Annotated in this window: 20 protein-coding genes; 7 read left to right on the top strand and 13 right to left on the bottom strand. The window is 28.3% G+C overall.

The annotated features are described in order from the left end of the window. Positions 1 to 2: 2 nt before the first annotated feature. Entirely contained in the window at positions 3 to 263 is a 261-nt protein-coding gene (locus CS884_RS03565) for an elastin-binding protein EbpS (RefSeq protein ID WP_099320696.1), read from the bottom strand. Positions 264 to 435: 172 nt separating this feature from the next. Between CS884_RS03565 and dut the strand changes: the two genes are divergently transcribed. The 6 genes from dut to CS884_RS03535 are packed head-to-tail and all read left to right on the top strand — an operon-like array spanning position 436 to position 8,057. After that, a complete protein-coding gene (dut, locus tag CS884_RS03560; RefSeq protein ID WP_099320695.1) occupies positions 436 to 867 on the top strand; it encodes a dUTP diphosphatase in 432 nt (143 codons plus the stop codon). Positions 868 to 926: 59 nt separating this feature from the next. Continuing rightward, complete coding sequence (locus CS884_RS03555; protein ID WP_143434408.1) at positions 927 to 1,403, top strand: hypothetical protein; 477 nt, start codon at positions 927 to 929, stop codon at positions 1,401 to 1,403. 50 nt (positions 1,404 to 1,453) lie between these two features. Next, on the top strand, positions 1,454 to 4,060 hold the full coding sequence (gene mutS / locus CS884_RS03550) for a DNA mismatch repair protein MutS (RefSeq protein ID WP_099320693.1): 2,607 nt from the start codon (positions 1,454 to 1,456) through the stop codon (positions 4,058 to 4,060). Next, the gene (mutL, locus tag CS884_RS03545) at positions 4,060 to 5,853 is read left to right on the top strand and encodes a DNA mismatch repair endonuclease MutL (protein ID WP_180753293.1); all 1,794 of its coding nucleotides are present in this window, start codon (positions 4,060 to 4,062) and stop codon (positions 5,851 to 5,853) included. The genes mutS and mutL overlap by 1 nt, the downstream gene beginning before the upstream one ends. Beyond that, positions 5,843 to 6,790: a tRNA (adenosine(37)-N6)-dimethylallyltransferase MiaA gene (gene miaA, locus CS884_RS03540; protein WP_099320691.1), complete on the top strand. Its 948-nt coding sequence runs from the start codon at positions 5,843 to 5,845 to the stop codon at positions 6,788 to 6,790. The genes mutL and miaA overlap by 11 nt, the downstream gene beginning before the upstream one ends. After that, the gene (locus CS884_RS03535) at positions 6,780 to 8,057 is read left to right on the top strand and encodes a methionine gamma-lyase family protein (protein WP_099320690.1); all 1,278 of its coding nucleotides are present in this window, start codon (positions 6,780 to 6,782) and stop codon (positions 8,055 to 8,057) included. The genes miaA and CS884_RS03535 overlap by 11 nt, the downstream gene beginning before the upstream one ends. Positions 8,058 to 8,069: 12 nt before the next feature. On the opposite strand, the gene CS884_RS03530 is transcribed toward CS884_RS03535, so the two are convergent. The 11 genes from CS884_RS03530 to gmk form a co-directional block, all read right to left on the bottom strand. Beyond that, positions 8,070 to 9,050, bottom strand: a complete 981-nt coding sequence (locus CS884_RS03530; RefSeq protein WP_099320689.1) for a tyrosine recombinase XerC — start codon at positions 9,048 to 9,050, stop codon at positions 8,070 to 8,072. Between the two features lie 262 nt (positions 9,051 to 9,312). Next, on the bottom strand, positions 9,313 to 10,854 hold the full coding sequence (gene rny, locus CS884_RS03525) for a ribonuclease Y (RefSeq protein WP_099320688.1): 1,542 nt from the start codon (positions 10,852 to 10,854) through the stop codon (positions 9,313 to 9,315). 106 nt (positions 10,855 to 10,960) lie between these two features. Next, a complete protein-coding gene (locus CS884_RS03520; RefSeq protein WP_099320687.1) occupies positions 10,961 to 12,715 on the bottom strand; it encodes an ABC transporter ATP-binding protein in 1,755 nt (584 codons plus the stop codon). Continuing rightward, positions 12,712 to 14,445: an ABC transporter ATP-binding protein gene (locus CS884_RS03515; protein ID WP_099320686.1), complete on the bottom strand. Its 1,734-nt coding sequence runs from the start codon at positions 14,443 to 14,445 to the stop codon at positions 12,712 to 12,714. Before CS884_RS03515 ends, CS884_RS03520 begins: the two co-directional genes overlap by 4 nt. A gap of 89 nt (positions 14,446 to 14,534) precedes the next feature. Further along, complete coding sequence (gene tsf, locus CS884_RS03510) at positions 14,535 to 15,203, bottom strand: translation elongation factor Ts (protein ID WP_099320685.1); 669 nt, start codon at positions 15,201 to 15,203, stop codon at positions 14,535 to 14,537. 10 nt (positions 15,204 to 15,213) lie between these two features. After that, entirely contained in the window at positions 15,214 to 16,056 is an 843-nt protein-coding gene (gene rpsB / locus CS884_RS03505) for a 30S ribosomal protein S2 (protein ID WP_099320939.1), read from the bottom strand. A 139-nt stretch (positions 16,057 to 16,195) separates the two neighbouring features. Further along, positions 16,196 to 17,338: a signal recognition particle-docking protein FtsY gene (ftsY, locus tag CS884_RS03500; protein ID WP_099320684.1), complete on the bottom strand. Its 1,143-nt coding sequence runs from the start codon at positions 17,336 to 17,338 to the stop codon at positions 16,196 to 16,198. A gap of 9 nt (positions 17,339 to 17,347) precedes the next feature. Continuing rightward, positions 17,348 to 19,702 carry a primosomal protein N' gene (priA, locus tag CS884_RS03495; protein ID WP_308216800.1) on the bottom strand — a complete coding sequence of 785 codons (2,355 nt, stop codon included), beginning with the start codon at positions 19,700 to 19,702 and terminating at the stop codon, positions 17,348 to 17,350. A 19-nt stretch (positions 19,703 to 19,721) separates the two neighbouring features. Continuing rightward, positions 19,722 to 20,894 (bottom strand): bifunctional phosphopantothenoylcysteine decarboxylase/phosphopantothenate--cysteine ligase CoaBC, encoded by a 1,173-nt coding sequence (gene coaBC, locus CS884_RS03490; protein ID WP_099320682.1) that lies wholly within the window; start codon positions 20,892 to 20,894, stop codon positions 19,722 to 19,724. After that, a complete protein-coding gene (gene rpoZ, locus CS884_RS03485) occupies positions 20,891 to 21,076 on the bottom strand; it encodes a DNA-directed RNA polymerase subunit omega (RefSeq protein WP_099320681.1) in 186 nt (61 codons plus the stop codon). Before rpoZ ends, coaBC begins: the two co-directional genes overlap by 4 nt. Next, positions 21,069 to 21,677 carry a guanylate kinase gene (gene gmk, locus CS884_RS03480; protein WP_099320680.1) on the bottom strand — a complete coding sequence of 203 codons (609 nt, stop codon included), beginning with the start codon at positions 21,675 to 21,677 and terminating at the stop codon, positions 21,069 to 21,071. The genes rpoZ and gmk overlap by 8 nt, the downstream gene beginning before the upstream one ends. Positions 21,678 to 21,761: 84 nt before the next feature. Between gmk and CS884_RS03475 the strand changes: the two genes are divergently transcribed. Beyond that, entirely contained in the window at positions 21,762 to 23,504 is a 1,743-nt protein-coding gene (locus CS884_RS03475) for an NFACT family protein (protein WP_099320679.1), read from the top strand. A gap of 49 nt (positions 23,505 to 23,553) precedes the next feature. Here the strand turns inward: CS884_RS03475 and CS884_RS03470 are convergent, their stop codons facing one another. Then, a complete protein-coding gene (locus CS884_RS03470; RefSeq protein WP_099320678.1) occupies positions 23,554 to 23,832 on the bottom strand; it encodes an HU family DNA-binding protein in 279 nt (92 codons plus the stop codon). Positions 23,833 to 23,908 lie beyond the last annotated feature (76 nt).

The following is a 23,908-nucleotide window of genomic DNA, read 5'->3' as shown; positions in this document are numbered from 1 at the left end:
AATTAATCCATAGAAGGATTTTCTGATAAATCATCTTCTCTTGTTCTTCTAGCTTCAACACCAACATTTGAAATTTGATCAGCTTCGTCTACTTCGGTTTTAAGCTCTTCTTGATCAGGACTTAATTTTTTATCAATATCCTCTCCACCTTTGGTGGCTTCTGATTGACGAGTTTTTCTATCAAGTTCCTCATTTCCAGCAAATTGGCTAGATTTTTTAATTTCTCCACTGGTAGGATCTAGTAATTTATCATTTTTACTCATAGCAATTCCTCCTTATCGATTTTTAATTTACTATATTATTATTATATAACAGTTAAATTTCTTTAGCAATTCTTTTAAAATAAAGACAATATAATTGACCACAACTTTATCGAACTAAAAATTTTGTAATTATTGTAAAAAATTGGTATATTAAGCATATGAAGGTGGTAAAATGTTAAAAAAATTAAAAGTGATCTCAGAAATTAAAAATTTAGAATATCAGACATCAGGAGCAGCAGGGATTGATTTACCTTGCCTAACTGATGAGGATATAGTTATCAATCCTGGTAAAACAGAAAAAATCAACACAGGAGTAAAAGTTCAAATACCAGAAGGATTTTTTGGTGCAGTTTATCCTAGATCTTCAACCGGAGTAAAAAAATCTTTGATGCTAGCAAATACTGTTGGGGTAATAGATTCTGATTATAGGGGAGAAATAGTTATATTCTTGTATAATTACGGTCAAGATAAACAAATAATAAAAAATGGTGACAGGTTAGCGCAATTAATAATACAACCATATCAAAGATGTGATATTGAATTTGTTGAGGAACTTTCCCAATCAGTACGTGGTGAAGATGGATTTGGATCAACTGGGCAATAATGATTAGAAAAAAATTTAATAAAGGTATAAAGAAAAATAAATATAGAATAGCGCTAGTTATGGCTTTTATTGTAACAATATTAATTTTAAGTCTTATATTTTTTAAAGTTTCTAAAGAAAAAGAAATTGCAAAATACGATAATGAAATAATAATTTTTAAAGGGAATGGAGATCAATTAGAAGCTATAACTTTAAAAGAACTTAGAGAAATTGGTTCTGAAGTTAAGAATGTTTCAATTAATAAAGGATTAGAAAAAACTTCAATCGAAGGGGTCTCTCTTGAGAAGATAATAGGAAAGCTTGATTATAATTTCAAAGATAGTTCAGTAATAGCTGTTGAAGATGATGAGGGGAATTCTAAGAAAATTTCTATGTCGCAAGCTCTAGAACCAGATAGAGTCTATTTAGTTTATAAGTTAAGTGACACTCCAGTGTACGATGTTAATCCAAAATACGGAAAAGTCATCTTAATAGACATAGCTTCTGATTCTTCGTCATCTTGGATTACAAATGTTAAAACGCTTGATATTAGATAATACTCACAATAAGTGAGTATTTTTACTGTAGATTAATTATGGAGGATGAAATGAAAGATAAATTCACTTATGAGAAACTTTCTCCAATGTTAAAACATTACGTTAATGTTAAAAATAATTTAAAAGATACTTTATTGCTCTATAGAGTAGGAGATTTCTTTGAATCTTTTTTTGATGATGCAATAATTATTAGCAAAAATTTAGGACTTACTCTTACTGGTAAAGATTGCGGCCATGAAAATAGAGCACCTATGTGTGGAGTTCCTCACCATGTTATTGACAATTATGTTGCTAAACTTGTAAAAAAAGGTTATAAGGTTGCCTTATGTGATCAAATTGAAGATCCTAAAGATGCTAAGGGCTTAGTAAAAAGGGCAGTTACAAGAGTTATTACTCCTGGAACAATAACTGATATGGATTCCTTGGAAAATACTGAAAATAACTATCTATTATCAATTTTTCATAATATTTATGGCATAGGCTTATCTTATTGTGATATTTCTACTGGTAAGCTTGTTTGCTTTGAAATAAAAGGATCTACTAGTCTTATAGAAAAAAGGACAATTGATCAAATAGAAAAAATAAATCCTTCAGAATTAATAATTAACGAAAAATTTGATCTAAATGAGCTAAAAAAATATCTTAATTATCAATCTAATATTTTTGTAAACTACATAGAAGATGACAAAGACTACGATAGTAGAAGCCAAAGCGTTTATTCATATCTTGGAGCCGAAAATTTTGAAAAGATAAAAAATTTAAGATTATCTATAATTTCCTTAGCAAATTTATTAGATTATATTTACAAATTTTACGATGATAAGCTTAGTCACATAAATAGTGTTGAAATACTTGAAATAAATGATTTTTTAGAACTAGAAGCAAATACCAGCAAAAATCTCGAATTACTCAGAAATTTAAACAATAATTCAAAAGCTGATACAGTTATAGAAATTCTCGACAAATGCGATACTGTTATGGGCTCAAGGCTTATCAAAGAATGGTTGGAAAGACCTCTTATAGATAAAGAAAAAATAGACAAAAGACTAGATATAGTTGAATATTTTTCAGAAAATAGGATTGAATCTCAAAATATTTCAAATTACTTATCGAATATTTTTGATTTGGAGAGATTACTTGGAAAAATCTCTTATAAAAGAGCTAATGCCAGAGACTTTATTTCTTTAAAAAATTCCATAAAAGATATTCCTAAATTAAAATCTTACTTATTGAATTTAGATAATGAAGATATGAAAAATCTTGGAATTAATTTACCAGATATGGATAAATTGTACGATTTATTGGAAAATTCAATAGTGGACGATCCTCCTATTTCAATAACTGAAGGAGGAATAATAAAAAAATATTATGATGATTCCTTAGATGATTTGGTAGAAAAATCAAATCATGCAATTAATGATTTAAAATCTTATGAAGAGTCCGAAAAGGAAAGAACTGGAATTAAAAACTACAAAATTGTTTATAACAAAAATAATGGATATTCTATAGAAATAACTAAAACAAACATCGATAAAGTGCCAAATTCTTATATCAGAAAGCAAACTCTTAAAAACCAAGAAAGATATACTACCGAAAAACTAGAAGAATTAGCAAATTTAATAATTAATGGCAATGATAAGAAAAATGAATTAGAATACAAAATTTTTAACGAAATTAGAGATAAAATTTTAGGGGAAACTTTACATTTGCAAGCCTTAGCTAAGATGATTGCAAATATTGATACCTTAAATACTTTGGCTAAGGTTGCCGTAGAAAATAATTACACCAGACCTATTTTAACTAATGATAATGAAATAATAATAAAAGATGGTCGACATCCAGTAATAGAACAAAAATTAAAAGAAAATGAATTTATAGCAAATGACACAGATATCGGTGAAGATAATAACATTATTCAAATAATAACCGGCCCAAATATGGCTGGCAAATCTACTTACATGAGACAGATTGCAATAATAATAATTATGGCACAGATGGGTTCATTTGTATCTGCATCCTTTGCTAGTATTGGTATTTGCGATAAATTATTTTCTAGAATTGGTGCTAGTGATAACATATCAAAGGGTGAATCTACATTTATGTTAGAAATGAATGAGGTTAGCAATATTTTAGAAAATGCTAGCGAACGATCTTTTGTTATCTTAGATGAAGTGGGTAGAGGAACTTCATCTGATGATGGTTTAAGCATTGCTATGGCTTTAGTGAATTATATTTCCAAAAAAAAGAAATTTAAAACAGTCTTTGCAACACATTTCCATGAACTTACCGAATTAGAAAATGAATTAGATAATGTCAAAAATTTAAAAATTGAGATTTTAAATGATAAGCAAAATTTGGTTTTTCTTAGAAAAATCTCTTATGGCAAGTCTGATAGATCTTATGGAATTGAAGTTGCTAAATTAAGTGGTTTACCAGATGAACTTATTGCCAATGCACGAATATTTATGGATAAAATTGACAACGAAAATTTTGAAGATAGTAAGGCAAATAATATTAAAAAAACTATTAAAACAATAGAAGATGAAAATTATAAGTATATTAAAGGATTAGCAAGTGAAATAAATGTTAATGATCTTACTCCTCTAGAAGCAATAAATAAATTAAATTTCTTAGTTGAAAGGATTAGTGAGCTATAATGCCGATTGTAAAATTAGATAAATATACAATAGATCAAATAGCGGCAGGGGAGGTGATAGAGTCACCTCTTTCAGTTGTCAAAGAGTTATTTGAAAATTCTATAGATGCAAAGGCAAAAAATATAACTGTAGAAATTAAAAACGGCGGGAAAACCTATATCAGAGTAACTGACGATGGAGTTGGCATTGAAAGTAATCAATTAAAATTAGCTTTTGACAAACATACTACATCAAAAATAGTAGATTTTAAAGATTTATATAGCATTTATTCCTTAGGTTTTAGAGGTGAGGCTCTAGCTAGCATAGTTAGTGTAAGCGAAGTGACTGCTATTTCTAAAACAAAAGAAGAAAAAATAGGTCAAAAAATACTTTTAAATGGTAAAAAAATAAGTCAATCACCTATAGCTACAAACACTGGTACAAGTATTGAAGTTAGAGATATTTTTAAAAATTTACCAGTTAGAAAAAAATTCTTAAAGTCAGATATTTCTGAAACAAATGCAATTTCAAAGCTTATGTATTCTCTAGCCTTTGGTTATAATGATGTCTCTATCAAATATATTAAAGATGGTAGACTAGAATTTCAAACTCGTGCAAATGAAAATCTTTATTTAAGAATTACAAATTTATTAGACGATAAATTAAAGGATAATTTGATAAATATAAAAAATTCTAATGATATATATCAAATACATGGTTACATTTCAGATGCTAATTATTATAGAGGCACACGAGCTTTACAATATATCTTTGTAAATAAAAGACTTATATCTAGTAATTTTATAATTAATATTTTTGAAAATGAGTATAAAAACCTAATACCTAGTGGTAGGTATCCCGCTTTATTTTTATATATTGAGACTAATCCTAAAAATATCGATATCAACGTTCATCCAAATAAAAGAGAAATAAAATTTGTCTACGAAGATGAATTAGAAGATTTAATTCTGGCTACAGTTGCTAATGCATTGAGAGATAAGATAAGTCCAGCACAAATACAGGCTCCAGAAGCGAGAGATAATTCCTTATTAGATTTAAGTGATTATGAAAAATTGCTAGATAAATATAAATCTCTATCAAAAGTAGGCGAAGATCAAGCTTCTTATGAAAATGATGATTTTTTTGATGTTAATAAAAAATTAGAAAATAATAATCAGCCTATAAACACTATTGATGAAGAATTATTAGATAATAATAAGATAGAAGAAAATGTAAGTTTTATTGAAAAAAAATTAACTTATAGATATTTAACAAGCATATTTAATAGATACTCAATTTTTTTGACTAGTGATAACAAAGTTCTAATTCTTGATCATAGAAGAGCTGACGAAGCTTTAAAATATGACTATTTTTTAAAAAATTTTGATAAGGATAATATAGATAGTCAAATTTTATTAGATCCAATTATTGTGAATTTAAAAGCTAGTGATAGAATAAAATACAAAAATAATAAAGATTTATTAATAAAATTAGGCTTTGAAATAGATGATTTTGCAAATGATAAAATCATAATAAGATCTATCCCTCAAATATTTGAAAATCCAGAATCCGATCAGTTTTTTTATGATCTGTTGGACATTGAATTGGATAATAAAAAAGATATTCTTTTTGATCATATCAATAAGATAATTAAATCAAATTCCTTTAGAAGAGGTCATTCTATTGGTGCTTTAGAAGCAAATGAACTACTTGATAAGTTATTTAGCCTAAAAAATCCTTATAAAACTCAGCAAGGTAAAAAGACCATGCTAATTTTGACAAATGAAGAATTGGAGAAATATTTTGACAAATAATTTAATTATTATTACAGGTCCTACAGCAAGCGGTAAAAGTGATATAGCTATTAATATTGCTAAAAATTTTAATGGAGAAATAATATCAGCAGATAGCCAGCAAGTTTATAAATATATGGACATAGGAACTAATAAAGTTTTAGATTATGAAAATATAGCTCATCACATGATAAATATAATTAACCCTAATGATAACTTTTCTGTTGATGATTATTCTACCATGACAAGAAATTTAATTAAGGATATAAATAATTATGGAAAAATTCCTATTTTAGTTGGAGGAACTGGTTTTTATATAGATTCAATTTTATTTGATATGAATTTTGGAAATAGTCCAAGAAATGACGATATTCGCAATAAACTAAATGAAATTGTAAATAAAAAAGGTAATGATTATTTATATAATCAGCTAAAAAAAATCGATCCGATTTCTGCAGAAAAATATCATCCTAATGAAACAAACAGGATAATTAGAGCCTTGGAAATATATGAAACAACAGGAGAAATTCCTTCTAAGGCAAGAAGAGGAAATAAAAAATTAAATGAAAATATCAATCCAATTTTATTTTTTCTAAATTACAAGGATAGAAGTAGACTTTACGAAAAAATTAACAATCGAGTAACTTCTATGATGGATGATGGATTGATTGAAGAATTTATAGACTTAGTTAAGATATATAAATTGAATACTTATAGTCAGTCTATGGCTGCAATAGGTTATAAAGAAATCTTTCCATATATTAGTGGGGATATTGGTATAGATCAATTAATAGATAATATACAAAAAAATACCAGACATTACGCAAAAAGACAAGTTACATGGATGAAAAGATACTTAGATTATAGTTTCTGCCACGAAATATTTATGGATAATATAAATAAAACAGATGCTTCCGACATAGTTACAAGCATTATAAAGGATACTTATGAATTTTGATAGTATATATAATTTTTTTAATTTAGATAAATCATTTGAATATTTAATTAAAAGTAAAGAAAATGAACTAAAAGATAATTTTGACAGTTTGGAAGGAATTTCTGAATTTAATCAATTAAAAGTTTTAAAAGCTTTTAATAAAAATAAACTTTCTACCCAAGATTTTATTTCAGCAACTGGTTATGGCTACGCTGATGTCGGAAGAGCCAAAGTTGAAGCAATTTTTGCTGATATATTTAAAGCTGAAGATGCTCTTGTAAGACCATCTATTGTTGCTGGAACTCACGCCTTGTCCTTAGTTTTATTTTCTCTATTAAATTATGGTGATAAGATGGTCGCCATAACTGATGATCCTTATGATACTATGCAACAAGTAATTGGAATTGTAGGAAATAAAAAAGGAAATTTATTATCAAAAGGAATAAAGTATGAAAAATTGGCCTTGGATGATAATTTACTTATAGACTATAAAAATATTTCACAAGTGATAGATAAAGATACCAAACTTGCCTTAATACAAAGATCAACTGGTTATACTGAACGTAGGGCTTTTACTATTGATGAAATTGAAAAAGCGATAATCGAAATAAAAAAAGCAAATCCTGAAACAATTGTATTTGTGGATAATTGCTATGGAGAATTTACCGAAGATAAGGAACCTATAGAAGTTGGGGCAGATATATTGGCAGGATCTTTAATAAAAAATCTTGGTGGGGGAATTGCCATTACCGGTGGCTATATTTGTGGAAAAAAAGATCTTATAGAATATTGCTCAAATACCCTTACTGCACCAGGAATTGGCAAAGATGAAGGCTTAAGCTTTGGAACAAGTAGATCAGTTTTGCAGGGCTTATATTTTGCTCCACACATAGTAAAGGAAGCTATCAAAGTAGGAATGCTATTTGCTAAAATATTTGATTCATTTGGTTATGAAGTAATTCCAAAAATAAACGATCCTCAAAGTGATGTGGTTCAAGCAATAAAATTTAAAGACCCTAATAAGGTGATTACTTTTTGTAAATCTATCCAAGAAGCCTCAACCGTAGATTCATTTTTGATACCAGAACCATTTCCTATGCCAGGATACGAAGATCCTGTAATAATGGCCTCCGGTGGTTTTGTCGAAGGAGCAACATCTGAATTATCAGCAGATGGACCTTTAAGAAGTCCTTATATAGCATATTTACAAGGTGGCTTAAATTATTATCAAGGAAAGCTCGCTCTAAAACTCGTTTTAAGCAATTTTAAAAAACAAGGATACATATAAGTACCCTTGTTTTTAAATCTCCAAATTTGATAAAGGATTTTTTTTAACTGCATTTTTCAAATCTTCATCATCTAAGTGTGTATATATTTGCGTAGTTGAAACATTAGCGTGTCCTAGTATATCTTTAAGAGCTCTAATATCGACATTACCATACTTATACATCAATGTAGCTGCTGTATGACGTAATTTATGAGTAGAATATATAGAAGTGTCAAAACCAGCTTTTCGTAAGTATTTTTCAATTGTAGCTTGAACAGCTCTATTGCTGATTCTTTTTTTTCTAGTTGAAATAAATAAAGCATCAACATATTGGCCTTCTAAATATTCATTTCTTATTTTTAGATATTGATGGATCAATACTAATGCGTTATCTGTCAAATAAATAGTGCGTTCTTTATTTCCTTTACCGATAATTTTAAAATGATCATCTTCGATATCACTGACGTTAATACTTACAAGCTCAGAAAGCCTCATACCAGTTGTTAAAAATGTAAAAACGATAGCCATATCTCTATTTCTTAAAAAAGTATTTTTTTCGGTATTTATAACATCCAAAAGTCTTTCCGTTTCGTTTAGGGTAAGATATACTGGTTGTCTTTGACTTATTTTAGGGTTTCTTAGTTTTTCTGTGATATTTTTATCAATAACTTCAATTTCTTGATATAGGTATTTATAGAAAGACTTCAAAGCAGAAATTTTTCTTGATCTGGTAGTTGGATTATCATCTTTTTCATTATCGAGAAAAGAAAGATATGCGTAAAAATCAGTTATGTTTAGATTTTCAAGAAAAGATGGATTTATAATCTTGTTAATATCCTTGTAATTGAAATTCTTCTCAAAATCTAATTCGTCTCCAAAATAAATCTTTCTAATAATTTGAAATTTTAAAAATCCTTCTAGGTCATAAGAGTATTCTTTAATTGTTTTTGTAGAAAGACCTCTAACAGATTTTAAAAAATTTAAATAGTCTTTTAGTATGATTGATTTAGTCATATTGTTAAAAACTCCAGTATTCTAATAATCTTAATGTTATTTTACTTCTTAGTTTTGATAATTGCAATTATTGCACAAAATAACTATTTTGTGCAATAATTTATTTTTCTTTATAGCTCTCTTTTCTCTTATATTTATTTGCTTCAATAAATCGGCAAAATAAAATTCCTCTAATTTTATTAAATTATACTTTTTTCAGTCAAAAATAATTTAAAAAGAGCCTTGTAAATAAATTTATTTACTAAGCTCTTAATTTTAAAACTTATCTTGCATATTCTATCGCATTTGATTCTCTTAGAACGTTAACCTTAATTTCTCCCGGATACTCTAATTCACTTTCGATTCTCATTGCAATCTCTCTAGCAATTACAATCATTTTATCATCGCTTATTTTTTCTGGTTTAACCATTATTCTTAGCTCTCTACCAGCTTGTAAAGCAAACGATTTATCAACTCCATCAAAAGTATTAGCTATTTGTTCAAGATTTTCTAATCTCTTAATATAATTTTCCAAACTTTCACGACGTGCACCTGGTCTAGCAGCTGATATTGCATCAGCAGTTTGTACTAGAATAGATTCCACACAATTTGGAGCTACATCTCCGTGGTGTGATGCTATGGCGTTGATTACATATTTATTCTCTCCATAGCGAGTAGCCATTTCTACTCCAAGATCAACATGTGTTCCGGATACTTCTTGGTCTATAGATTTACCTATATCGTGTAATAAACCGCCTCTACGGGCAATTTGCGCATCCGCGCCGATTTCTTCAGCCAACATTCCAGCTAAGTTTGCTACTTCTACAGAATGTTTCATAACATTTTGCCCATAGCTTGTTCTAAATTTCATTTTACCAACTAATCTAACTAATTGTGGATGTAAATTACGAACTCCTGCAGCATCTACGGATTTTTCTCCATCTTCTATTATTCTCTGCTCAACTTCTTCTTCTGCTTTTAATAGAGTTTCTTCAATTCTTGATGGATTAATTCTTCCATCTAAAATTAATCTTTCTAAAGCAACTTTAGCAACTTCTCTTCTAACTGGTTCAAATGAAGATATAACAACAGCTTCTGGCGTATCGTCAATTATTAGATCAACTCCTGAAAGTTGTTCAAAAGCTCTTATATTTCTACCTTCGCGACCAATAATTCTTCCTTTCATTTCATCATTTGGAAGATTTACAACTGAAACGGTATTTTCTGCTACCTGATCTGATGCATATCTTTGTATGGTAGTAGCAAGAATTTCTGTTGCAATTTTTTTGCTTTCTGTTTTTATTCTTTCCTCAGCTTCTTTAATAAGTTTTGCAGATTCGTGAATAGTATCTTTTTTTACATTTTCTAAGATTATTTCTTTAGCTTCACTATTTGTAAGCCCAGCGATTTTTTGCAATTCTGATTGTTGTTTTTCAATCAGTTTATCAATGCTGTCTTCTTTTTGTTTTAACCTCTTCTGATCACTAGAGATTTGATCAGCCTTTTTGTCAATCAATAAAGCTCTATTGTCAAGACTTTCTTCTTTTTTAAACAAACGAGCTTCTTTTTTATCTAGCTCATCTGTTTTTTTATTAAACTTTTTATCGTTTTCTAGTTTTATTTTAGATATCTCATCTTTAGCTTCTTTAAGTGTATCACGTCTTAAAGTCTCAGCTTGCTTATTTGCATCTTCAATGATTTGGCGGCTAAGTTCTTCAGCCTTGCCGATCTTTTTTTCACTAGATTTTTTTTGATAAATAAAGCCCAAAATAAAAGCTAACAATACGAAGGCGACAGTAATGATTATAACAATTGGATTATCCATTTATTATCACCTCCTATTTGATTTATCGGAATAATAATTCCTTTATAATTATACCATATTTTGATATTTATACGAAACTTATTTTTTGATTATTTATAAATTACTTTTAAATGCTATAAGTATTTTTATCTTTCATTTGTTTTTTGTACATTTCTTTGTAATAACCATCAAATTTCATCAAATCATCATGATTCCCCATTTCAACAATTGTCCCGTAGGATAAAACTATTATTTTATCTACATCTTTTATGGTAGAAAGTCTATGAGCTATAATAAATGTTGTTCTATTTTCTTTTAATTTATTTATCCCATCTTGAATTATTTTTTCTGTTTCAGTATCAATGTTACTTGTTGCTTCATCTAAAATTAAAATTTTTGGACTTCTTATATAGGCTCTGGCAAATGAGATTAATTGTTTTTCTCCTTGAGATAAATTAGATCCTCCTTCCATAACAAGAGTATGGATGCCTTTTTTTACTAAATTTTCACCACCTACGGCTCTTAATGCCTCTTTAATTTCTCTATCGGTGAAATCTTGATCTAAAGTAATATTTCTTGCTATGTCAGATTTAAATAAAAAAGAATCTTGCAAAACAACCGCCATGTCTTTTCTCAAACTTTGCCTATTTACAATAGCTATATCAACTCCACCAATAGTTATTTTGCCTGAATCAACTTGATAGAAATTTAAAAGTAAATTTATAAGTGTTGATTTACCAGAACCAGTTTGTCCAACAAAAGCAACAGATTCTCCCCTATCAACTTTAAAAGAAATTCCCTTTATTACTTCTTCACCATCTATATATGAAAATCTTACATCATCAAAAACTATTTCTTTATCAATTGAATCAATGTTTTTAGTCAAGTTCTCTTGACTTTCAAGTTTTAAGAGTTCAAAAATATGATCGGCAGAAGCCATAGATTCTTCTACTTCACCAAATCTCATAATTGAAAATCTAATTTCATTAAAAAGTCTACTGGTATAATCAAAAATCACATACAAACTTCCAATGCTTACCTTATACCAATCGGTCACTTGTCCTAAGCCAAAGTAAATTAATACTATTATAGATGCAAGGTAAGATACAATATCCATGGCTCTAAAACCAGAATAGGATCTGATTTTTGCAAGTTTTGAAGAAAGTTCAAAAATTTTGCTATTTGTTCGGTCAAATTTTTCTTTTATATAATCTTCTTTATTATAGACTTGTATTATTTCCATGTTTTGAATGTATTCATTAATTTGTGCGTTAATTTCAGATGTGTTTTTTCTAATTTCACCAGTGTATTTTCTCGTGTAAGTCGTATAAGATTTAAAGATAATATAGACTAATGGAGCTAATATTAGAAGCATCAGACCTGCCCTATAATTTGTGACAAATATAATTATTATCAATCCTATAATCTGAATTTGTGAAGTTAAAAGATCTGAAAACAAGAGCTTAAACATATTTTTAACTTTATTTGTATCATTTGTTATTCTAGAAGAAATCTTCCCAGCAGGTAGGCTATCAAAATAGCTTATAGGAAAGGAATTCACTTTTTTATAAACATCTTTTTGTATATTGTAAGCAACATTATTTGCCGCAATAGAAAATGAAATCAAAGTTTTATTTAAGAAAAATCCAGCCAAAAAATTGATAATTAAATACAATAGCAAAAATAAGATTATTTTCGTAAATTCATCAACTGACATATTTTTCTTGATCAAATTATTTATTATATTAGCTATTATCAAAGGTGATATAATTTGTAGAATTGTACAAAGAACAGAAAATATAAATCCTTTAATAAAATCAATTTTTTCAGAAATTGCATAAGATTTTAATGTTTTGATTTGATACTTATTTTTCTTTATCATTCTATAGCACCTCCTATGATTTGATTCTCATATTGCCTTTTATACCAGCTATCTTTACTCATCAATTCATCATGATTGCCTTCTTCTACAATTTTTCCATCATCAAGAACTATGATTTTATCGCAATTTTGAACTTGACTGATCCTATGAGCAATAATTATTGTTGTTTTATTATCTCTAATTTCTTTTAAATTATTAATAATGTTTTTTTCAGTATTGGCATCTACAGCACTCATGGCATCATCAAGAATTAGAATTTGAGGATCATTTAAAACAGCTCTAGCAATAGAAATTCTTTGCTTCTGTCCACCAGATAAGGAAACTCCCTTTTCACCAGTCATTGTATTAAGTCCGTCTGTAAATTCGTCTATATCTTTTGTAAAATCAGCTATTTTTATAGCTTCATTTATTTCTTCATAGCTAGCAGAAGGATTTGAAAATTTAATGTTATTTTCTATAGTATCAGAAAAAATCATATGCTTTTGAGGAACATAACCAATTAAATTCTTTAGAGAAGCGCTAGAAACGTCGCTATAATACTGATCTCCGATAATTATTGTGTCCTTATCAACTTTATATAAATCCAAAAGTTGTCTAATTATAGTTGTTTTCCCACTGGCAGTTTTTCCAATAATTCCTAGAGAACTTCCATTTTTTATAGAAAGATTAATATTTTTTAAAACATCATCTTTGCTTGTAGGATATGAAAAATTATGATCTTTGAAAATAATATCTGGATTATCATTAACTCTTTTAAATTTGCTGGAATCTTCAATTTCCTCTCTATAAACTAAAATTTCATTAATTCTATCCATGGCCGCACTAGCTTGCTGATGAAGATTTAAAAATTCTCCAATAGCAAAAACTGGCCAAATAAGCATATTCAAATAATAAGTGAAAGATACTAATTGTCCAAGGCTAAGTTTTCCGTTAGATATCAAATAAGAACCAAAAGCTACTGCAATTACAAAAGACAAAGCTGTTAGAGATCTTTCAACAGGTTCTATTATGGCATCCGTTTTTGCAAGCGATACGTTATTATCAGCTAAAATTCTAGCTTTTTCTTTAAAAGCTTCTTCTCTAATATTTTCTATATTATATACTCTTATAATTCTAATACCTTCAACATCTTCAAGAACCTTATCTGTAAGGTCATCAAAAGATTTATTAACTGCTTTGCTCTTTGAGTAAATTTTCTCCATTATTTTAGTTAAAACAAGGCCCAGCAAAGCTAAAGGTAAAATTGAAAATACAGTTATTTGAAATCCAGTATTTATAACCATCATTATTATTATAAAAATAGGGAATAAAATTGCATCAAAAAAAGCCAAAACTCCAAAACCAGCATACATTGCTGTTTGGCTAACATCTTGAGTTGACTTACTCATTAAAGATCCAGTAGGATTCTTTTCAAAAAATCTTTGAGATTGCCTTAAAAACTTATTCATTAATTTATCTCTTGATATATATTCCATCTTTGCTGATGCCTTAAAAATATTATAAGACCAAGCAATAGCAGTAATGTATTTTAAAAATACCATAAATAGTGCAAATAAGATTAAGTTTCTAAATGTGACAGAATCAAGTGAATTATTATAAACAATATCTATAAGTTTTCCAGTAATGTAAGGTAAAAATAAAGAAATAATATCAGTTACAATCAAAGAAATAGATCCTATCAAATAATTTTTTTTGGAATATTTTAAAAACCATTTAAAATTTTTAAACATTATCCCCTCCTATAATTACTAAAAAAGGGTCGTTGCTAAACTAGTAAATAGTTTTATTAGCAACGACCCTATAGTTTGAAATTTTTTTATTAAGCGTTGATTTGTGATGCTACTTCAGCAGCAAAATCTTCTTCTTTCTTTTCTAGACCTTCACCTACTTCAAATCTTGCGAATCTTCTAATTTTTATGTTTTCACCAACACTATTTGCAGTATCTCTTAAGTATTGTTCAACAGTTTGATCTGGATTTTTGATGTAAGCTTGATCTAATAAGCAAACTTCAGACATATATTTTTTAAGTCTTCCCTCTACTTTTTTCTCAGCAATCATTTTTTTCTTATCTTCAGGCATATTTGCATTTGCTTCATTGATTGCTTGTTTGATTAAAATTTCTCTTTGTTCAGCTATATCAGCTTCATCAGCATCTTCTTCAGAAATATAAAGTGGATTAGATGCTGCAATATGCATAGCTATATCACGAGCAAAATTTTTAACTGTATCGGTATTAGCAGAGAAATCTGTTTCAGTATTTATTTCTACTATAACACCGATCTTGTTGTTATGAATATAAGAACCAATTACACCCTCAGCTGCTATACGTCCAGCTTTTTTATCAAGTGTTGCTTGTCCTTTTTCTTTTAAGAGTTTTACAGCTTGATCTACATCACCATTTGTTTCTTCTAAAGCTTTTTTGCAGTCCATCATTCCTGCACCGGTTATTTCTCTTAATTCTTTTACTAAACTTGCACTTATAGCCATATTATTCTCCTTAGATTTCTTCACTATCTTCGATAGCTGATGCTTCGATTTCTTCTTTAGCTGCTTTTATTTCTTCGTCTGATACTTCTATATTATCAGCTTCATCATCATTTTCTTCTATATCTTCTTCTAATTGATCGTTTAAATCATCTTCTCTTGGGGCAAATTCACTACCTTGATTAGCTTCTATAACAGCATCTGCAATTACAGATGTGATTAGTTTTACGGCACGAATTGCGTCATCGTTTCCAGGAATTGCCATATCAACTTCATCTGGATCACAGTTGGTATCAACGATTGCTACAACAGGGATTCCTAAGATTTTTGCTTCGTGAACTGCAATTGATTCTTCACCTGGATCTACTACGAATAAAACATCAGGAAGTTTTTCCATTTCTTTTATTCCGCCAAGATTCTTTTCAAGTTTATCCATTTCTTTTTGATATTGTAAAACTTCTTTTTTTGGTAGAAGGTCAAATGTTCCATCTTCTTCCATAAGTTCATATCTTTTTAGTTTGTCAATGCTTTTTCTAATTGTATTAAAGTTTGTTAGCATACCACCTAACCATCTGTTAGAAACGTAGTATTGTCCACTTCTTTTTGCTTCATACTCTATAGCATCTTGAGCTTGTTTTTTTGTACCAACAAATAAAACTTCTCCACCATCAGCTACAATATCTCTAACCATTAGATAAGCTTGATCAATTTGATTAGATGTTTTTTGTAAATCTATAATATAGATTCCGTTTCTTTCTGTGAAGATGAATCTAGACATTTTAGGATTCCATCTTCTAGTTTGGTGTCCAAAGTGTACACCTGCTTCAAGTAATTTTTTCATTGAAACTACTGCCATATAAATTCCTCCGTTTTCTTCTTCCATCCTCTTCTTATAAATATTTAACCCAATAGTAAGGCAACGAAATACTTATCCAAGGATGTGTATATTTTTGTAGTACCCTTTTATTTTACTATATAATTATTAAAATTCAATACTAAAACAAAGCCTTAACGAAAGATTTAGAATCAAATTTTTCTAAATCATCTATTCCTTCACCCAGACCTATATATTTTACAGGTACATTAAGCTCTGATTGTAGAGGAAATATTATTCCTCCTTTTGCAGTTCCATCTAGTTTTGTTAAAATAAGGCCGGTAATGTCTGTAACATTTTTAAATTCCCTAAGTTGACTTACTGCATTTTGTCCAGTTGTAGCATCTAAGACCAATAAATTATCTCTGTTAGCTTTACCAGCGTGAGTATCTATTGTCTTATTAATTTTTTCTAATTCTTTCATTAGATTTTTCTTATTATGAAGTCTACCTGCAGTATCACAAATTAAGACATCAATATCTTTGCTTTTAGCAGATCTTATGGCATCAAAAATTACCGCTGACGGATCAGCTCCTTGATCAAGAGCTACCATTTCTACATCTGCCTTATTTGCCCATTCTCCAAGCTGTTCTATAGCTGCTGCTCTAAAAGTATCTGCTGCAGCTAACATTACTTTCTTTCCTTCTTGTTTTAAATCATAAGCAAGTTTTCCTATTGTCGTTGTTTTGCCAACACCGTTTACTCCGATTACTAATATAATAGATAGCTCATCTTCTTTAATATTTAGTTCATTGTCTAAATTATTCTTATCCAAATGTTTAATCATTATCTCTTCAAGTAGAGGATAAATTTCATTTGTATCTTTGATTTTTCTTTCTTTTATTTCATCTCTAAGACTATCTACAATTGCTAAAGTACTATCCATTCCTATATCTGCTGATATAAGGATTTCTTCTAATTCTTCAAATAAATCATCATCGATTTTTACATTGGCAGTAAAAAGATTTTTAACCTGAGATGAAAATTTGTCACGTGTTTTAATAAGTCCATCTTTTAGCTTATCAAAAAAACTTACTTTTTTTATATTTTCTTCTATTTCTTCTTCTGCATTATTTAGATCAGTATCTACTTCCAAATAATCGTGTGTTTCATCGATTGGATTTGATTCTAAATTTTCGAAATTTTCTAATTCTACAATATTTTCATTAGAATTATCATCTTTACTTGTATTATCTTCTAAGCTTTCTTCGACTTCTTCTATTTCATCTTTAATATCTTTTTTTCGTCTAAAAAAATCAAACATTTTAGCTCCTTAATTTATATTAGTTGGGTTAAGCGCTGGTATAAAACTAGTTTCAATGTATTTACTGATAAATTCATTGCGTATAAAATTAATTGTTTTTATTAGTTTATCTAAGTCTTTATCAAATGACTTAACAATTATATTATACCTGTATTTATTGTTAATTCTTGATATCTTACAAGGATTAGGACCTATTATATCAACATCTTTATCATTTTTTAAATATTTTCTTAATTGATTAACAAATTCCTTAGAAATTTCTATTGTGTTATTTCTATCACTATTTACAACTTTTAAACTTATGATATTTTTATAAGGTGGATATGAGAAAGCCTTTCTTTGAGCCAATTCATTCTTATAAAAACTCATATAATCATTTTCTTTTACAGCTTGGATTACAAAATTATCTGGTCTATAAGTTTGTATTATAACTCTTCCAGATTTTTCGGCTCTTCCACTTCTACCAGCAACTTGAGTTAAAAGTTGAAATGTATTTTCTTGAGCCCTAAAATCTCCAACATTTAAGCTAAGATCTGCAGAAATAATTCCTACAAGGGTAACATTTTTAAAATCTAAACCTTTAGCAATCATTTGAGTTCCCAATAGAATGTCGATTTTATTATCTTTCATTCCCTCATACATAGCTTGATATTTTTTTTTATTATTTGCTACCATGCTATCCATTCTCATTATTCTAGCATCTTTGAAAATTTCTCTTACCTCTTGTTCAAGTTTTTCAGTACCAGCACCAAATTCTTTAATTTTTTTTGAATGGCAATTAGGGCAAATTTTAACTTGTTTACTAGTTCTTCCGCAATAATGGCAAACTAACCTATCTATTCCTTTATGATAAGTCATAGCAACATCACAAGCTTCGCATTTTACTACATAGCCACATGTTCTACAAAAAGTAAAAGAATCATGACCAATTTTATTTAAAAACAAAATACTTTGTTCTTTATTTTTTAGATTTATTTCAATTTCTTCACGCAATCTATGGCTAATCACTGAATAATTTGATTTTTTAAGCTCTTCTCTTAGATCAATAATCTCTATTTTTGGCATAGACTGGTTAATACGATTTTTTAGATGAATTAATTCATAAATCCCATCTTCAGTTTTTTTCATTGTGCTAATAGAGGGTGTTGCAGAGGCAAGGATTAAATTGCAGTTATTATAGCTTGCTCTAAATCTTGCTAGATCTTCTGTATGATATTTAGGATCTTTTGATGAAATGTAGGAGCTATCATGCTCTTCGTCAATAATAATTACTCCCAAATTATTAAAAGGTGCAAAAATTGCAGATCTTGCTCCAATTGCAATTTTTACTTCCTTATTACTTATCATTTTCCACTGATTAAAGCGTTCTTTTGGGGTCAATCCAGAATGTATTATAGCTATTTTTTCTTTAAATCTACCCTTAAATCTTTCTATGGTTTGAGGAGTAAGTGAGATTTCAGGAACTAAAATTATCGCTTCTTTTCCATTTTTTATAACTTCTTCTACTATTTGCAAAAAAATTTCAGTTTTCCCTGAACCTGTAACCCCAAATAATAGAAATTGTCCAGAGGAGTTGGATTTAATTTTATCAAAGGCTTCTTTTTGTTCTGTAGATAAGTTGTGCTTTTTATAAATATCACAATTTAAGTTTAATTCTCTATTTTGTTCGACTTTTTCAATATTTATATATCCTTTATTGTAAAGAGATATCAAGCTTGATTTACTTGTCTTTGTTTTTGCTAATAATATTTTTAAATTAGTCTTTCCATTTTTTTCTAAAAACTCAAGAATTTCTAATTGTTTCTTTGCGTTTTTATTAAGGATAAAGTTTGTATTTGACTTTAAGCTAACAAATTCGTCATAAGTATCATTTTGCGTTTTTTTAACATCGTAAGTTACATTTATTTTACCTTGATCGACTTTGCTTAAAACTTGATCTTCATTATTTCCGAATTTTGCTCTTATTTCATCCATGGTTTTAGGAAATTTTAGAAATTTCAAAAGATCATTTTCTTCTTCACATACAGATTTATAATAAGTTAGAATGTTTTTTATCTCGGTAGGCGGCATTACTTGTTTTAAAGAAGCTTGTATTGGCGACATATATGATTTTGTCATAAAAAATGCCATATTCATCAACTCATTTGAAATAATTCGTCTTTCATCGATTATTGCAAGTATATCCTTAATCTCATAATCTGCATCAATATTTTCAACTATTTCATAAACAAAAGCAACGCTAGTTTTGTTACCTTTGCCAAAAGGAACTAAAACTCTCATTGCTATTTCTAATTTATTATTAAATTTTTTTGGTATCTGATAAGTAAAAGCTCTATTTAAAAATCTGCTTTTACTATCGATAATTACTTTTGCGTAAATACTATCACCTTATTAAATTTAAAATTTCATTTGCAAGTTCTGCTTTAGTCATTAGTTCTAAATTTTTTACAGAATCTTTAGAAATAATACTTGCAATATTTGTATCTGTGTTAAAACCAGCACCTTCTCTTTTAAGGTCGTTAGCAATTATATAATCAGCATTCTTACTAGTAAGTTTTTTGTTGGCATTTGCTATTAAATCGTCAGTTTCTGCAGCAAAGCCTATTACAGTTTGATTATTTTTCTTACTAGAAAAATATTTTAAAATATCCAAATTTTCTATGAATTCTAGATGCAAGCTTTCTCCTGATTTTTTTATTTTTTTATCAGAAACTTCTTTACACTTATAATCTACAGGAGCTGCAGCCATTATTAGACCATCAGCACTAGCAAAATGCTTTTCAATTGCTTCTTTCATTTCGATATTTGTTTTTACATTTATTTTTGTAATTCCTTTAATTTCAAAAGGATTTACAGGACCAGATACTAAAACTACATCTGCTCCTCTTTTTTTAGCCTCTCTTGCTATATTGTAGCCCATTTTCCCTGAAGAATGATTGGTTATATACCTTACATAGTCAATAGGCTCTATTGTTGGACCTGCTGAAACTATTATTTTTTTGCCTGATAAATCTTTTGTTGTAAAATAGTATTCCAAATACTCAACAATATTTGAAGGCTCTTCCATTCTACCATCACCTATGGTATTACAAGCAAGTATTCCAGATTCTGGATTAATAACTTTTACACCATAGGAAATTAAAGTTTCAATATTTTTCTGGGTCGCAGGATTATTTAACATTTGAGTATTCATTGATGGAGCTATTATAACATCTTTTGAACAAGCTAAATATGAAGCTATTAAAAAATTATCAGCTATAGCATTTGCCATTTTCCCTATAGTAGATGCTGTAGCTGGAGCAATTAAAAAAACATCTGCCCATTTGGAAAGTTCTATATGGTAAACTTCCTTGTGATGACCTTGCCACATATCTTCGTAAACTTCGCATTTGCCCATAGTTTCAAAAGCTAAGGGCCTGACAAATTCTATTGCAGATTTTGTCATTATTATTTTTAGATTAGCACCTTTTTTAATTAATCTTGAGCAAAGTTCCAAATCTTTATAACAAGCTATTCCACCACTAATGCCTAGTAAGATATTTTTCCCTCTAATCATTTCTTTGTAACTTTTCCCTCGATTACTTCATGTAATGCTTGTGTAACAGGTTTAGCCTCAATATGTTTAGTTAATGGAGCTGATCCGCTAACTATTCTTCTAGCTCTTTTTGCTACCATCATACAAATGTCATATCTGCTAGAGCTAATTTCTGAAAGTTTTTTAAAAGATGGATTATTCATCTAAAATCTCCTTTATGTTAAAATCTTCTTCCCTAAATACCTTGTGTTTTTCGGCATTTATTATCTCATTTACTGAATTTATTGCTGAATTTATATGATCATTAATTACTAAATAATCATAATATTTTATATATTGAAGTTCTTTTCTAGCATTATTCATTCTAAGATTTATGTCATTTTCTGTTTCAGTACCCCTTCCTACTATCCTATTTTTTAATTCTGATAGGCTAGGAGGAGCTAAGAAAATAAATACAGCATTATCTGTATTGTTTTTTACATTTACAGCACCTTGAACATCAATTTCTAAAACTACTATTTTGCCTTCGCTAATTTTCTTTTCTACAAAATCCTTAGGAGTTCCGTAATAATTGTTATGTACATAAGCATATTCTAAAAACTTATCTTCGCTAATCATCTTTTCAAATTCTTCATGACTCTTATAAAAATAACTCACGCCTTCAATTTCGCCATCTCTTTTTTTTCTAGTCGTAGCTGAAACTGAATAAACTAAATTTTCTTGAGTATTCATAAGATCATGAAGAACAGTTCCCTTTCCTACTCCGGAAGGGCCTGATATAACCAATAAAAATCCTTTATTCATTACGCCTCCTTATCATATGTATTTTACTTTTATGAAAGCTTATTACAAGTTGATTTTATAGTATAGTAAAAAAAAGGAGATTTTATGAGTTACGATGGAATAGTTACAAGAAAAGTAGTAAATGAATTAAAAGATAAGCTTTTAGGTGGAAAAATACAAAAAATTACCCAACCTTCAAAAAATGATGTAATTTTAAATATATATTCAATGGGCCAAAGTTATAAGCTATTAATTAGTGCCAATAATAATGAGGCTAGAATAAATTTAACTAATAAAAAATATGAAAACCCAGAAGTACCACCTAATTTTACTTTTGTTTTAAGAAAACATATTAACCAAGCAAAAATAGTAGATATTGAGCAAAAAGGTTTAGATAGAGTTGTAATATTTTCTATAAGCTCTATTGATGAAATGGGATTTAATAAATCAAAAAAACTTATAGTAGAGATAATGGGAAAGCATTCAAATATAGTTCTAACTGACGATGATTTTAATATTATAGATTCTATTAAAAGAATCAACCAATCAATGTCATCAGTAAGGCAAATACTTCCTAACTTAGGATATGAATTTATAGATGATGTTAAATACGATATAAGTGCAGATGACTTTTCATTTGATATATTAAAATTAGATCAAAAACTGCCTGACACAGCAATTCCTTACAAAATATTCAACCAAAATTATACTGGATTTTCTCCTATTGTGGGCAAAGAATTGATATATCAGGCTAATATAGATCCTAATATTAAATGGGGATTAGTAAGTGAGGATGAAAAAAGAAAATTAAATGACATTTTTTTAAAACTAAGAGAAAATATAAGAAATGCTAATCTAAAATCCTATTATTACGAATTCGAAGGCAAAATTAAAGAATTTCACACAATAGAGCTAAAAAATTTAGCATATAAAAAAATTGAATGTGATTTGATGAGTGATGCAATTGTAAAGTTTTATGAATCCAACAAAACAAATGATAGACTTAATCAAATCAAAAAAGATTTGACTAAAAAAGTTAATGCTCACATCAGACAAAGCAAAAAAAAGATAAGCATCTTAAATGATAATTTACTAAATGAAGAAAAAATTGCGAAATTTAAGTCGTACGGGGATTTATTAGCCGCAAATGTCCATTTAATTGAAAAAGGTGCCAAAAGTATTGAGGTTATTAATTTCTATGAGAATAATAATCCAATAACCATTAGCCTTGATCCTACAAAAAATTCACGGGAAAATGTTGAAAGCTATTATTCTAAAAGTAAGAAGTTAAGAAATTCTTTAGATTTTGCTAAAAAAGATCTGCCAAAGCAAAAAGAAAAACTATTATATTTAAATCAACTAATAGATTTTATTGAAAGATCAAAAAGTATCGATGATCTTAACGAAATAAAAGAAGAGATGGCAGATAATAATTTAATTAAAAAACAGAGCAAAAAAATTAATAAAAACAAAAAATCAAAACCACTACACTTTATTACAAAAAATGATTGTGACATATATGTTGGAAAAAATAGCAAGCAAAATGACTATATCACACTAAAATTAGCTAATAAGGATGATTTGTGGTTTCATGTTAAAAATTTTCCAGGTAGCCATGTTATATTAAGGTCAAATAATTATAAAGATGAAGATATAAAAATAGCTGCTTTTCTAGCCTATAAAAATTCTTCTGTAGGAAATGAAAATAAAGTTGATGTTGATTATACTTATAAGAAAAATGTGAAAAAAGCAAAAGGTGCAGCTGTTGGTATGGTCTACTATGAAGATTTTAAAACAGTTACTGTAGATTATGTGAAAAAAATCGATGAAGATTATAGAGAAATATAAAAACCGGTTCTTTATTTCAAGTTCCGGTTTTTTTGTCTAATATAATTTTTTATTTATTAACAGCTTCTTTTAAAGTTTTTCCTGCTTTAAATACTGGTGCTTTGCTAGCTGGAATTTTAATAACTTCGTCAGGTTTTCTAGGATTTCTTCCTTCACGAGCTTTTCTATCTCTTGTTTCAAATGTTCCGAAACCAACTAATTGAACTTTTTCGCCTTTTGCTAAAGTTTCAGTAATTGTTTCTATCATTGCGTTTAAAGCTTTTTCAGATTCGCTTTTCTTAAGACCACTTTTTTCTGAAATGCTTACTAATAATTCTGATTTATTCATATTTCCTCCTATAAATCAAATATATGATTCTGTTTAACTCTAATGTTGATTATACAAAATAATTTACTATTTTTCA

Origin of the sequence: Anaerococcus sp. Marseille-P3625, assembly GCF_900232825.1 — a bacterium.
Classification (GTDB): Bacteria; Bacillota; Clostridia; order Tissierellales; family Peptoniphilaceae; genus Anaerococcus.
Note: the sequence above shows the minus strand (reverse complement) of the source record. Positions and strands in the feature narration are given on the sequence as shown.

Excerpts from the sequence above, each read along its gene's own strand:
- CS884_RS03475 (WP_099320679.1), top strand. The coding sequence starts at position 21,762 with ATGAGTTACGATGGAATAGTTACAAGAAAAGTAGTAAATGAATTAAAA.
- CS884_RS03470 (WP_099320678.1), bottom strand. The coding sequence starts at position 23,832 with ATGAATAAATCAGAATTATTAGTAAGCATTTCAGAAAAAAGTGGTCTT.
- ftsY (WP_099320684.1), bottom strand. The coding sequence starts at position 17,338 with ATGTTTGATTTTTTTAGACGAAAAAAAGATATTAAAGATGAAATAGAA.
- CS884_RS03535 (WP_099320690.1), top strand. The coding sequence starts at position 6,780 with ATGAATTTTGATAGTATATATAATTTTTTTAATTTAGATAAATCATTT.
- rny (WP_099320688.1), bottom strand. The coding sequence starts at position 10,854 with ATGGATAATCCAATTGTTATAATCATTACTGTCGCCTTCGTATTGTTA.
- rpoZ (WP_099320681.1), bottom strand. The coding sequence starts at position 21,076 with ATGAATAATCCATCTTTTAAAAAACTTTCAGAAATTAGCTCTAGCAGA.
- CS884_RS03520 (WP_099320687.1), bottom strand. The coding sequence starts at position 12,715 with ATGATAAAGAAAAATAAGTATCAAATCAAAACATTAAAATCTTATGCA.
- gmk (WP_099320680.1), bottom strand. The coding sequence starts at position 21,677 with ATGAATAAAGGATTTTTATTGGTTATATCAGGCCCTTCCGGAGTAGGA.
- mutL (WP_180753293.1), top strand. The coding sequence starts at position 4,060 with ATGCCGATTGTAAAATTAGATAAATATACAATAGATCAAATAGCGGCA.
- rpsB (WP_099320939.1), bottom strand. The coding sequence starts at position 16,056 with ATGGCAGTAGTTTCAATGAAAAAATTACTTGAAGCAGGTGTACACTTT.
- CS884_RS03530 (WP_099320689.1), bottom strand. The coding sequence starts at position 9,050 with ATGACTAAATCAATCATACTAAAAGACTATTTAAATTTTTTAAAATCT.
- coaBC (WP_099320682.1), bottom strand. The coding sequence starts at position 20,894 with ATGATTAGAGGGAAAAATATCTTACTAGGCATTAGTGGTGGAATAGCT.
- CS884_RS03555 (WP_143434408.1), top strand. The coding sequence starts at position 927 with ATGGCTTTTATTGTAACAATATTAATTTTAAGTCTTATATTTTTTAAA.
- CS884_RS03515 (WP_099320686.1), bottom strand. The coding sequence starts at position 14,445 with ATGTTTAAAAATTTTAAATGGTTTTTAAAATATTCCAAAAAAAATTAT.
- tsf (WP_099320685.1), bottom strand. The coding sequence starts at position 15,203 with ATGGCTATAAGTGCAAGTTTAGTAAAAGAATTAAGAGAAATAACCGGT.
- mutS (WP_099320693.1), top strand. The coding sequence starts at position 1,454 with ATGAAAGATAAATTCACTTATGAGAAACTTTCTCCAATGTTAAAACAT.
- CS884_RS03565 (WP_099320696.1), bottom strand. The coding sequence starts at position 263 with ATGAGTAAAAATGATAAATTACTAGATCCTACCAGTGGAGAAATTAAA.
- dut (WP_099320695.1), top strand. The coding sequence starts at position 436 with ATGTTAAAAAAATTAAAAGTGATCTCAGAAATTAAAAATTTAGAATAT.